The sequence below is a fragment of the Mesorhizobium oxytropidicola genome (assembly GCF_056174625.1).
The window spans coordinates 3760834-3772800 of sequence record NZ_CM149692.1; the positions used below are offsets into that span (position 1 = coordinate 3760834).

13 protein-coding genes are annotated in these 11967 nt (G+C 63.4%); 9 read left to right on the forward strand and 4 right to left on the reverse strand.

The genetic code is table 11. The annotated features are described in order from the left end of the window. Positions 1 to 68 precede the first annotated feature (68 nt). The gene (locus AC0V8S_RS18760; RefSeq protein ID WP_475432758.1) at positions 69 to 1139 is read right to left on the reverse strand and encodes an ISAs1 family transposase; all 1071 of its coding nucleotides are present in this window, start codon (positions 1137 to 1139) and stop codon (positions 69 to 71) included. 164 nt (positions 1140 to 1303) lie between these two features. Beyond that, on the reverse strand, positions 1304 to 2275 hold the full coding sequence (cbiB, locus tag AC0V8S_RS18765) for an adenosylcobinamide-phosphate synthase CbiB (RefSeq protein ID WP_183460512.1): 972 nt from the start codon (positions 2273 to 2275) through the stop codon (positions 1304 to 1306). On the opposite strand from cbiB, the gene cobD reads away from it, so the two are divergent. Then, positions 2274 to 3320 carry a threonine-phosphate decarboxylase CobD gene (cobD, locus tag AC0V8S_RS18770; RefSeq protein ID WP_183460510.1) on the forward strand — a complete coding sequence of 349 codons (1047 nt, stop codon included), beginning with the start codon at positions 2274 to 2276 and terminating at the stop codon, positions 3318 to 3320. The genes cbiB and cobD overlap by 2 nt on opposite strands. Then, entirely contained in the window at positions 3317 to 3826 is a 510-nt protein-coding gene (locus tag AC0V8S_RS18775; RefSeq protein ID WP_183460508.1) for a tyrosine phosphatase family protein, read from the forward strand. Before cobD ends, AC0V8S_RS18775 begins: the two co-directional genes overlap by 4 nt. Here AC0V8S_RS18775 and AC0V8S_RS18780 read toward each other — a convergent pair whose 3' ends face one another. Beyond that, on the reverse strand, positions 3827 to 4630 hold the full coding sequence (locus tag AC0V8S_RS18780) for a creatininase family protein (protein WP_183460506.1): 804 nt from the start codon (positions 4628 to 4630) through the stop codon (positions 3827 to 3829). Positions 4631 to 4684: 54 nt separating this feature from the next. Beyond that, positions 4685 to 5068, reverse strand: coding sequence for a RidA family protein (locus AC0V8S_RS18785; RefSeq protein WP_183460504.1), 384 nt, complete (start codon positions 5066 to 5068; stop codon positions 4685 to 4687). A 265-nt stretch (positions 5069 to 5333) separates the two neighbouring features. Between AC0V8S_RS18785 and AC0V8S_RS18790 the strand changes: the two genes are divergently transcribed. From AC0V8S_RS18790 to AC0V8S_RS18820, 7 genes are read left to right on the forward strand one after another with little or no spacing between them, the layout of a single operon-like run. Then, positions 5334 to 6338: an ABC transporter substrate-binding protein gene (locus AC0V8S_RS18790; protein WP_095204048.1), complete on the forward strand. Its 1005-nt coding sequence runs from the start codon at positions 5334 to 5336 to the stop codon at positions 6336 to 6338. Between the two features lie 12 nt (positions 6339 to 6350). After that, a complete protein-coding gene (locus AC0V8S_RS18795; RefSeq protein WP_183460500.1) occupies positions 6351 to 7175 on the forward strand; it encodes an ABC transporter ATP-binding protein in 825 nt (274 codons plus the stop codon). Next, entirely contained in the window at positions 7162 to 8013 is an 852-nt protein-coding gene (locus AC0V8S_RS18800; RefSeq protein WP_475432759.1) for an ABC transporter permease, read from the forward strand. The genes AC0V8S_RS18795 and AC0V8S_RS18800 overlap by 14 nt, the downstream gene beginning before the upstream one ends. Positions 8014 to 8017: 4 nt before the next feature. After that, a complete protein-coding gene (locus tag AC0V8S_RS18805) occupies positions 8018 to 9319 on the forward strand; it encodes a cytosine deaminase (RefSeq protein ID WP_475432760.1) in 1302 nt (433 codons plus the stop codon). Further along, positions 9319 to 10722: an FAD-binding oxidoreductase gene (locus AC0V8S_RS18810; RefSeq protein ID WP_475438657.1), complete on the forward strand. Its 1404-nt coding sequence runs from the start codon at positions 9319 to 9321 to the stop codon at positions 10720 to 10722. The genes AC0V8S_RS18805 and AC0V8S_RS18810 overlap by 1 nt, the downstream gene beginning before the upstream one ends. Next, positions 10722 to 11303: an NAD(P)H-dependent oxidoreductase gene (locus tag AC0V8S_RS18815; RefSeq protein ID WP_475432761.1), complete on the forward strand. Its 582-nt coding sequence runs from the start codon at positions 10722 to 10724 to the stop codon at positions 11301 to 11303. Before AC0V8S_RS18810 ends, AC0V8S_RS18815 begins: the two co-directional genes overlap by 1 nt. After that, positions 11303 to 11890 carry an NAD(P)H-dependent oxidoreductase gene (locus AC0V8S_RS18820; RefSeq protein WP_475432762.1) on the forward strand — a complete coding sequence of 196 codons (588 nt, stop codon included), beginning with the start codon at positions 11303 to 11305 and terminating at the stop codon, positions 11888 to 11890. The genes AC0V8S_RS18815 and AC0V8S_RS18820 overlap by 1 nt, the downstream gene beginning before the upstream one ends. The last annotated feature ends 77 nt before the right edge of the window (positions 11891 to 11967 follow it).

Genomic DNA, 11967 nt, shown 5'->3' on the forward strand with positions numbered 1-11967 from the left:
GCCGAGCTGGTCGACCCCCACTCCGTCTCGGCTTCGCCGAGCCACCTCTCCCCCGATCGACGGCAGGGCTATCGCATATGAGCGATTGCCTGGATGAGATAGTCGTCATTCCAAGCGCATTTCTTGATGCGGTGGCTAATGGGGACTTTGTCGATGTCGGCGGCCTGAAGGATATTTCTGGCGATGCGGTTGATGAGGGCGGTGTTGGCGGGAGCGTTGTCCTTGCGGGCACGACTGAGGTCCTCGTGCAGATGAACGTCGAGCATCCAGTGCAGTGCGTTCTCGATCTGCCAATGGGCTCTGGTGAGGTCGATCGCCTGCTGTGGCGACAGCAGCGTTGAGGCCATGAACAGGCGCGTCAGCGGCTCGGCCTGATCGCGCCGGCTGGTGATGCGGATGAAGGCCTTGTGCCCCGGCATCATTGGTTCAGCCGCCACCACGACCTCTGCCTGCCGCCATTCGTTGCGGCCATGGCTGGTCTCGGTCCGCTCAGTGACGGCGGGAGTGGTCTGGGCCAGTTGTTGATTGGCCCGAGCCAACCAATGCCGGCGGTTTCCCTTGAGTGCGAGCAGATAGTCGCCGCCGCGCTGAATGATGGCCTTGGCCATGCGCGTGTGGCAGTGGAGGGCATCGGCCGTGACCAATCGGCCAGTAAGATCAATGAGTTCGACGACCTTGAGGGCAGCCTCGACCTCATTGTCTTCGTCGCCGGGCGAGACCGCCGCCAAACACAGCCGCGTCTGGCTGGCAAAGGCCGACACCGTCAGGGGCGGGCTGGCCGCAAGGCCTTTCTCATAGGCCCGCCGCAGCGCCTTGCCATCAAGTGCGACCACACCCTGACGTGCCTGGGCAAAGCCTGCGGCAAAGGCGGCGAACGCCCGTCCGAAGGCCTCCGGATCGAGCAGGCGCAACAGCCGCGAGAAGGTGTCGTGGCTAGGCGCCTCCTCATAGTCGATCAAGCGCGACAGCGCCTGTTTGCGCTCTTGCGCGAACAACGAAAACTCCGTTGCGCTGGTCGCGCCACACAGGCTCGCAGCGATCATCATCACGATCAGGTCGCCAAGCCGATGTGTGGCGTTGGCCGCGCGCGGATCAGGCACCGTACCGAAATAGCTCTCAAGGCTGGTAATGGCAGTCACTCCTCGCTGGACTGCCTTCCCAAAGAATCCCTTCTCAAACCAACTTCAAGCCCAAAATCGCCATATGCGATTCCCCTGCGATCGACGGGGGAGAGGAAAGGCGCGAACCTGTTGTAGCCCGGCTCCCATCCTCCCCTTCGAGAGCGAACTCACGAGGGGTGAGGTTAGGCCAGAATAACGACGACCGAGACCACCGCGAACAGCACGATAAGCAGATAATCGGCGACGTGGTAGAGTTTCAGTGCTTGCCTGATGTCGTCGCTATCGACGTCGCGGCGGCCGCCTTCGCCCATAAAGACATCGTCGACCACGATGCCGCCATAGCTGCGTGGCCCGGCAAGTGCCAGGCCAAGCGCGCCGGCCATGGCCGCTTCCGGCCAGCCGGCATTGGGCGAGCGGTGTTTTTTCGCATCGCGCCGCACCGCCTGCCATGAACTGCTGGCGTCGGCTCCCTTGACCAGGAAAGCCGCCAGCACGATCAGCAGCGCCGTCAGCCTTGATGCCGGCAGGTTGATCCAGTCGTCGAAGCGCGCCGCCGCCCAGCCGAAGGCCTCATGGCGCGGGGTGCGGTGGCCGATCATCGAATCGGCGGTGTTGGCGGCCTTGTAGGCAGCGCCGCCGGCCAATCCGCCGACACCGGTCCAGAAGGCAGGGGCGACGATGCCGTCGGAAAAATTCTCGGCCAAGCTTTCGATCGCCGCACGGCAGATGGCGGCCCTGTCGAGCGCTTCGGGATCGCGGCCGACGATTCTCGAGACGGCAACACGGCCCATGGCGAGGCCGGCGCTGTCGAGCGCATCGGCCACGGCCTCGACGTGCTCGTAGAGGCTCTTCTGCGACAGCAGCGATGTCGCCAGAAGGGCGGCGATGAAAAATCCCAGGGGAACGAACCAGAGCAGGACAAGCTGTACGCCGAGGCCGACCACCGCGGGCACCAGCACGATGACCAGCAGCGCCTGGACACCGCGTTGGCGACGCAGCGCGTCGGGATCAGTGGCGCGGTTGAGCCTGCGATCGAGAAAGGATATCAGCCTGCCGAACCACGTTACGGGATGGCCGATGGCGCGGAACAGCCAGTCCGGGTAACCCAGGACACGTTCGACGGCCAATGACAGGAAAGCGATCAGGACTGACATGAAGCTTCTTGAAGGAGCGGTGGACCATGGTGGAAGTCTTGGCCGGGCGAGGGCGCTTTTCCCCAACGCCGTGCTGCCTTTCGTCGACCTCTCGACCGGTATCAACCCGCACTCCTACCCGTTTTTCGACCTGCCCGCCACCTCGCTGTCGCGATTGCCGGAAGCCACGCGGATTCACGAGCTGACAGAAATCGCGGCTAGAACCTATGGCGCGCCGTCGCCAGCCAATGTCGTCGCGGCACCCGGCACGCAGATCCTGCTGCCGCGCGTGGCGTCGCTGGTCAGGCCCGGCAAGGCATTGGTGCTGGGGCCGACCTATGCCGAACATGCCCGTGCCGCGGCAATCGCCGGGCACGAGGTGGCCGAAGTCAGCGATTTTGTGGCACTGGCGCAGGCTGACCTTGCCATCATCGTCAATCCGAACAATCCCGATGGTCGCGTCATCGAGCACGACCGGCTGCTGGTTCTGGCCGCCGGATTGCGCGCCAGAGGCGGGCTGCTGGTCGTCGACGAAGCGTTCATGGATGTCGGCCCGCGTGAACACAGCCTTGCCGGTGATGTCGATCAAGGCGGCATCGTCGTGCTGCGCTCGTTCGGCAAGTTCTTTGGCCTGGCCGGCCTGCGGCTTGGCTTCGCGCTTTCCGATGCCGCAACCGTAGAATTGCTGGAAACGCAATTCGGCCCGTGGGCCGTCGCCGGCCCAACGCTGGAATATGGTATTCGCGCGCTTGCCGATATTGGCTGGCAGGACGCAATGCGGGCATCGCTTGCCGAGGCAGCCGCGCAGCTTGACGCATTGTTCGGCCGTTTCGACGTGCCTGTCGCGGGCGGCACCACGTTGTTCCGCTATGTCAGCCTGCCGGATGCGGCCGGCCTGTTTTCAGCGCTTGGCGAGCGCGGCGTCCTGCTTCGGCATTTCTCCGACCGACCGCATGTCCTGCGCGCCGGCCTGCCGGGGAGTGAGCTGGAATGGCAGCGGCTCGAATCGGCCCTTGCCGAATGGGCGACGCGGCGCGAGGATCGACAAAAAGGTTCAAAACCATGATCCATGTCTGCTCGCTAGCGAAGATAGAGGAAACGGTGGCCAGGACCGGTGCCGACCGCATGCTGTCGCTGCTCTCCGTCGGAACCGATGTGACGCGTCCGGCCTCGATATCGAGCGAAAACCATCTGCACCTGGTCATGCACGATATCGCGGTGGCGCAGGACGGCATGACCATGCCGGGCGAGGAGCATGTCCGCAACCTGCTCGATTTCGCCCGCCGCTGGGATCGGACAAAGCCTATGGTCGTGCATTGCTATGCCGGCATCAGCCGCTCGACCGCTTCGGCCTACATCATCGTCGCCGCACTCGCGCCAAAACGCGACGAGGCCGAACTGGCCCGGACATTGCGGGCGCTGTCGCCCTCGGCAACACCCAACCCTCGGCTCATTGCCGTGGCCGATGCGCTGCTTGAGCGCAATGGCCGCATGATCGAGGCGATCCAGTCGATCGGGCGCGGCGCCGACGCCTTCGAAGGCACGCCCTTCGAGCTTAAAATAGACGGTTAGTTACTTCAGCCAGTTGGCCAGCTTCGCCTTGCGCACATCCCTGAGCAGGCTGATGAAACCATCAGCCTGATGCTCTGCCGTCAGCCGGCCTTTTTCAGCCGTAGCGATGCTGGCGTCGCCGACCACGCCGTTCGGGTTGAGGTCGCTGGCGATCCAGGCAAAGGCGTGGGTGCCTGTGTGGCGCAGGAGCGCGAATTCCTTCTCGGCCCTCGCAACATTGGAAACGAAATTGTCGGCCTTGCCCATGTCGACGAGGTCCGGCCGGAAATGCAGCATCAAAGAGGTCTCGACATCGCCGCCATGGATGCCGTGGCGGTCCTCGAGCTCGGTATACATGCCGGCCGGTCGGCCAAAACGCTGCCAACTCGTCTTCACGGCCAGCATCTTTTCGCGCACCCGCAATTCGCGCGTGATGATGCCCATGATCTCTTCATTGCCGCCATGCGAATTGACGACGATGAGCTTACGCACGCCGGCGCGCGCGATGGACACGCCAAGTTCGGTCCAGGCCTCGACCAGCGTCGTTGCCGGCAAAGTGAGGGTGCCCGGCGCATGCAGATGCTCGTTCGACTTGCCGACCGCCTGGACCGGCAGGATGCGGATGTCGAGATCGTCGGGCAGGCGCGAAATGACCGTGTCGAGCATGCCGTTCATGATCGAGGTGTCGGTCGAAACAGGCAGATGCGGTCCATGCTGCTCGATCGCCGCCACCGGCAGAACGGCGATCGTCGCCTCCGGATCGATCGAGGCATATTCTGTGGTCCGGTAGTCGCCCCACCAGACGCGTCTTTTGGCTACAGTCATGTCATTTCTCTTCGATGTACGGCCAGACCTAGCGCGGTACAGGCTTCCTGTCGATCACCCGGCAGCGATGGCCTCGACTTCGACCTTGAACTCTGGTCGGGCAAAGCCGGAAACGATCATCAGCGTCGAGGCCGGCGCAGGGCTCGAAAACAGCCGGTCGCGGACATCCATATAGGGCCGCAGATGCGCGCGGTCGGTAACGTAGGCGTTGATGCGCACGATATCCCCGAGCCCCAATCCCGCCTCTGCAAGGATCGCCTCGATGTTGCGGAAGCAGAGCTCTGCCTGGGCGCCGGCGTCCTCGGGAATCTGGTCGTCCGCCGTGATCGCGACCTGGCCAGAGCACAGCACCAGCCGCTTGCCCGCCGGCACTTCGACGCCGTGGCTGTAGCGGGCAAAGGGCGGCTTGATCGACTTCGGGGTGAGGAATCTGAACATGGCAATCTCCTGGATACCGTCAGCCTAAGACGGTATTCACTACAGCTTCAAGACGGCCGTGCATGGCGCTGGCGCGATTGTGGACAGGCGTTCAAAAAATAGGCACGATGCCTCCGGTGCAGCACGACCTTTCCGGCTTTCGCAGATGGCTGTGGTGCAGGCGGGCGGGTCCCGGCGCGAGACGCCGGTGGCATGTGTCTTGCTTCTTGAATCTTTGGTGTCGAGCCTGGCGCGTGGCGCCGGAGCAAACAGAGGGTGGTTGTCGATGTACGCAAAACAGAAGATCTCGGTGGCGGTGGTGGCCCTGCTGGCGGCCAGCACGCTGGGGGCCGCGGCGAATGAAAAAGTCACCTTCGGCACCAACTGGCTGGCCGAACCGGAACATGGCGGCTACTACCAGGCCGTGGCGGACGGCACCTACGCCGCCTGCGGCCTCGACGTCACCATCATGCAGGGTGGCCCGCAGGTCAGCGGCCGGCCGATGCTTTTGGCCGGCAAGATCGATTTCTACATGGGCGGCAATCTGCTGTCGGCCTTCGATGCCGTCCAGCAAGGCATTCCGATGCGTGTGGTGGCCGCGGACTTCCAGAAGGACCCGCAGGTCATCATGTCCCACCCCGGCGAGGGGCTGGACAAGTGGGAGGATTTGAAGAACGCCGACCAGTACATTCTGGGTGATGAAGGCGTGCAGACCTTCTTCCAGTGGATGGTCACGGCGCTCGGCTTCGACGCCGCCAAGCGCGCGCCCTACACCTACAACACGGCTCCGTTCCTCGCCAACAAGAAGTCGATCCAGCAGGGCTACGTCACTTCGGAGCCTTTCGCGGTCAAGAAGGAAGGCGGCTTCGTGCCGAACCAGTTCCTGCTCGCCGACTATGGCTGGGACACCTATTCGACGACGATCGAGGTGATGCAGGACACGATCGACAAGAAGCCGGAGGTCGTCCAGTGCTTCGTCGATGGCTCGGCCAAGGGCTGGTACAAGTACCTCTACGGCGACAACAAGGCCGCCAACGACATGATCAAGAAAGACAATCCTGACATGACGGACGACCAGATCGCCTTCTCCATCGACCAGATGAAGAAGTTCGGCCTTGCCGATTCGGGCGACACGGAAAAGCTCGGCATCGGCGCCATGACCGACGCGCGGATCAAGAGTTTTTACGACAAGATGGTCAAGGCCAAGGTCACGCCTGAAGGCATCGACATCACGAAGGCCTACACGCTGGCCTTCGTCAACAAGGGCGTCGGGCTCGACCTGAAGAAATAGGCCAGCCTGGGCATGATAGGGGAAAAAGTGGCGCGAGCGCCGGCATCGGACGTCGCTCCGACCTTGCTGGCGCTGCGCGGCGTCGGCAAGGTGTTTTCCAACGGCGTGACGGCGCTGAGCAATGTCGACCTGACGATCCGGGAAGGCGATTTCCTCAGCCTGCTCGGGCCATCCGGCTGCGGCAAGTCGACGGCGCTGCGATTGATCGCCGGCCTGTCGACGCCGACCTCCGGCGTGCTCGACTGGCGCGGCGGCGGCTCGCTCGACCGCGCCAATATCGGCTTCGTCTTCCAGGAGCCGACGCTGCTGCCTTGGGCCAGCGTGTTCGACAATGTCTGGCTGCCGCTCAGACTGAAAGGCATTTCCCGCGCCAAGGCTGCGCCGGCGATCACTGAGATGCTGGCGCGGGTTCACTTGACCGGCTTCGAGGACGCCGTGCCGCGCGAATTGTCCGGCGGCATGAAGATGCGGGTGTCGATCGCGCGTGCCATGGTGACCAAGCCGCGCGTGCTGTTGATGGACGAGCCGTTCGCGGCACTGGACGAGATCACGCGCTTCAAGCTGAACAATGATCTGCTGGAGCTGTGGCAGGACGAACGCTTCACCGTCGTCTTCGTCACCCACAGCGTCTTCGAAAGCGTGTTCCTTTCCAACCGCGTCGTCGTCATGGCGGCGCGGCCGGGCCGAGTGTTCGACGAACTTGCCATCGAGGCCTCCTATCCGCGCGACGAGGTGTTTCGCACCTCGCCGGACTATGCGGCGCTTTGCCGGCAGGCCTCGGACGTGTTGGTCAATGCCATCAATTCAACAGCAGGCGCGCATCATGACGGTCATTGACGAGCAGGTGCTCCAACTCGATCCCGAGGAAGCGCGCCGCGTGCGCCAGGAGCAGTTTGAACGGGTCGGCCGCTGGGTTCTGCCGCTGGCGATTATGATCCTGGCGATCTGCCTGTGGGACCGCATCTGTGTCTGGAACGAGATCCCGCAATACATCCTGCCGCGCCCCGGCGTGGTGTTGCAGACACTCTTCAATGACGCTGGCCTGCTGTTCTCTTCGCTGCTGGTCACCTTGCGCATCACCTTCCTCAGCCTGGCCTTGGCTGTCATCGGCGGCGTCGGCCTGTCAGTGCTGTTCACGCAGTCGAAATGGGTGGAGATGTCGTTCTTCCCGTTCGCCATCGTGCTGCAGGTGACGCCGATCGTGGCGATCTTTCCGCTGATCAACATCTATGTGAACAACCAGACGACCAAGCTTCTGCTGTGCGCCTGGATCGTCGCCTTCTTCCCGATCCTGTCCAACACCACGCTCGGCCTCAACTCCGTCGACCGCAATCTGCGCGACCTGTTCAAGCTCAACGGCGCGACGCGCTGGCAGCAGCTGCGCTATCTCCGCCTGCCGGCGGCGATGCCGTATTTCCTCGGCGGGTTGAAGATCGCCGGCGGCCTGTCGCTGATCGGCGCCGTGGTGGCCGAGTTCGTCGCCGGCGCCACCGGCCAGTCGTCGGGGCTCGCCTCGCGCATCATCGAGGCCGGCTACCGACTCAACGCGCCAAGACTGTTCGCGGCGCTGTTCCTGATCTCGCTGACCGGCATTCTGATCTTCCTCGTGCTGTCGCTGATTTCGCATCTCATTCTGCGGCGCTGGCACGAGAGCGCACTGAAGCAGGAGCGGTAGGGCCTTGATACCGAACTCTGCTTCATACCGGCTCGCCAATGCCCGGCTTCATGCGTCGCTGACGCCAGGGTTCGTTGCGGCCTATGACGGGGATGGCTTTGCGCTGGCCGATCTTGCCGTCGCCGACGGCAAGATCTCCACTATCGCGGTAAGTGATCATGCCGCGATGCAACCCGGCGCCGTCGACCTTGCCGGCCGCATCGTGCTGCCCTGCTTCGTCGATTGTCACACGCATATCGACAAGGGCCATATCTGGCCGAGAAAACCGAATCCCGATGGCACCTTCATGGGCGCGCTCAACGCCGCCGGCGCCGATCGCGTCGCGCGCTGGAGTGCCGAGGATCTGGCCAAGCGCATGGATTTTTCGCTGCGCTCCGCCTACGCGCACGGCACCATGGCGCTGCGCACCCATCTCGATAGCGTCGCGCCGCAAGAGGAGATCTCCTGGCCGGTGTTCGAAACGATGCGCGAGGCCTGGCGCGGTCGCATCGAATTGCAGGGCGCCTGCCTGCTCGGCATCGAGGGCGTGCGCGACAAGAAATGGTTCGACAGGCTGGCGAAACGGGTTGCCGGCGCCAAGGGCGTGCTCGGCGTCGTCACCTATATGGTGCCGGATCTGGAAGAGCTGCTCGACCATGTCTTCGCGCAGGCGATCAAGCATGGGCTCGACCTCGATTTCCACGCCGACGAGACGGACGATATTTCCGCGATTTCGCTGAAGAAGATCGCCGAGGCGGCACTCTGGAATGGCTTCGAGGGCAATATCCTCGTCGGTCATTGCTGCTCGCTGGCGCGGCAACCCGACCTCGAAGTGCTGGACACACTCGACAAGGTGGCGAAGGCCGGGCTGGCTGTCGTGTCGCTGCCGATGTGCAATCTCTATCTGCAGGACCGGCGCGGGGACCAAACCACGCCACGCTGGCGCGGCGTGACGCTGCTGCATGAGATGAAGGCGAGGGGCATTCCGGTCGCCGTCGCTTCCGACAACACACGCGATCCCTTCTACGCCTATGGCGATCTCGACATGCTGGAGGTCTACCGCATGGCGACGCGCATCCTGCATTTCGATCATCCGGTCGCCGACTGGCCGGAAGCGGTCACTGCCACGCCAGCCAAGGTGATGCGGCTCGATGGTTTCGGCACGCTTGCCGCCGGCGGCGATGCCGACTTCATCCTGTTCAAAGGTCGAAGCTGGACGGAATTGCTGTCGCGGCCCGAATCGGATCGCATCGTCGTGCGCGCCGGCCGGGCGATCGACCGGCAATTGCCCGACTATGCCGAACTCGACGAACTGATGGTGGAATGATGGACGTTTCGGCGCTCAAACGCGATCTCGACGGGATGAAACTCGACGACAATCCGGCCATCGTCCAGCAGAAGAGCCGCGATTTCTACTGGTACAGCCCGGTGCTGAAACAGCAGCTCGACCATGTCACCGGCGATCTGATCGTGACGCCGAAGACCGAGGCCGAGCTGATCCGTGTGCTTGCCGCGTGCCACCGGCATGGCGTGCCGGTGACGCCGCGCGGCAGCGGCACCGGCAATTATGGGCAAGCAATGCCGTTGTCGGGTGGTGTTGTGCTCAATCTCTCCGAAATGAACGAGATCAAGTCGATCGCGCCGGGGCGCGTGGTGACCGGGCCGGGCGCGGTGCTGGCCGATATCGACAAGGCAACACGCGCGCATTCCGGGCAGGAACTCAGGCTCTCGCCCTCGACCTACAACACCGCCTCGATCGGCGGCTTCATCGCCGGTGGTTCGGGCGGCGTCGGCTCGATCAATTTCGGCGGGTTGCGCGATTTCGGCAATGTGCTGCGCCTGCGCGTGGTGACGATGGAGGCCGAGCCGAAAGTGCTCGAACTCACCGGTGAGGATTTGCACAAGGTCACCCACGCCTATGGTACCAATGGCATCATCACCGAAGTCGAGATGCCGCTGACCGCGGCCTATGAGTGGGTCGACGTCATTGTCGGCTTCGATGCCTTCATGGACGCGGCGCGCTACGGCAATGCGTTGGCGTGCCAGGACGGCATCCTGACCAAGCTGATCACGCCGATCGCCGCACCGGTGCCGCAGCTTTATTTCAAGCGCCACCAGAAATTTTTCAGGGAAGGGCAAAGCATCTGCGTCGTCATGGTGGCGCAGCATGGGCTTGATGCTTTCCTCGCCTTCACCCGGCGTGCGGGCGGCGAGGTGATCTTCAATGCCTCGACCGCGACGCCAGGGGAGAAAAAGGGCCTGCCGCCGGCCTATGAGCTGGCCTGGAACCACACCACGCTGAGAGCGCTGCGCGTCGATCCCGCCATCACCTATCTGCAATCGCTCTATCCCTTTCCCAACCAGCTGGCGCTGGTCGAGAAGATGGACGCGATGTTTCCGGGCGAGGTGTTCTCGCATCTCGAATTCGTCCGGCTGGACGGCAACATCACCTGTTTCGGCCTGCCGCTGGTGAAGTTCACCACCGAGGCGCGGCTCGACGAGATCGTGCGCCTGCACGAGGAAAATGGCTGCCCGATCTTCAACCCGCACCGCTACACGCTGGAAGAGGGCGGCATGAAGCAGACCGATGCCGTGCAACTCGCCTTCAAGCGAGAGACAGATCCGCAAGGGCTGCTCAACCCCGGCAAGATGATCGCCTGGGAAAATCCGGACTACGACTACCGGTCGGGGCGAACATTCCTGTTCAAGGGGCTGCAAAAGGCAGGCTGATGAACATCCTCGTCCTCTACGCCCACCCGGTCGAGACCAGCTTCAATGCCGGCCTGCACCGGCTGATCGTCGAGCGGCTGACGGCGGCCGGCCACGCGGTCGATGACTGCGACCTCTACGCCGAGGATTTTGACCCACGGCTGATGCGCAAGGAGAGGCTGGACTATCACAACCCGCGCGGCTCCGCGGATCCGGCGGCGCCCTATGTCGAGCGCCTGTTGCGCGCCGAAGCGCTGGTGCTTTCCTATCCGGTCTGGAATTACGGCTTTCCCGCGATCCTGAAAGGCTTCTTCGACCGTGTCTTCCTGCCCGGCGTGTCGTTCAGGCTGGTCGACGGCAAGGTGCAGCCGTCGCTGCACAACATCAGGAAGGTCGCGGCCGTCACCACCTATGGCGGCAGCCGGTTCCGCGCCATTGTGATGGGTGATCCGCCGCGCAGGCTGATCAAGCGCATGCTGCGCGCCACCGTAAAGCCGGGCGCGCCGGTGACCTACCTCGCGCACTACGCGATGAACCTGTCGACCGACCAAACACGGAAGTCCTTCATGGCGAAGGTTGCCGCGAGCATGGATGCATTCTGATGCGGGTCCTCGTGGTCTATTGCCATCCGGTGCCCGAGAGCTTCTGTGCGTCGATTCGCGACACCGCAGTGGACGTGCTGAAGGCAAGGGGCTGGGAGGTGCGGTTGCTCGACCTCTATGCCGAGAAATTCGATCCGGTGATGGGCTGCGAGGAACGGCGCGGCTATAACAACCAGGCGCCGCAGGATCCGGCGCTGAAGCCGCATTTCGAACTGCTCAACTGGGCCGAAGCGATACTGTTCGTCTATCCGACCTGGTGGTACGGGCTGCCGGCGATGCTGAAGGGCTGGCTCGACCGCGTGTGGGCGACGGACGTCGCCTTCAAGCTGCCGGCGGGCAAGGGGCGGATCAAATCGCTGATGACGCATGTCAGCAAGGTCGGCGTCATCACCACCTGCGGCGCGCCGACTTGGTGGAGCGTCGTCGTCGGCCAGCCCGGACGCAAGACCTTGCTGCGCGGCATGCGAGCCCTGTGCGCGAGACGCTGCAAGACGTTCTTCCTGGCGCATTATTTGATGGATGCCTCGACGCCGGCAACGCGGGCGGCGTTTCTGGCAAAGGTGCGGACGAAGCTGGCAAGGTTTTGAGGGATGCGCGAAGGATCTCTGTCTTGTTTGAGTAAGTGCTTGAGATCCTTCAATCTTTTCAAGTCGCGCTTCGTCGC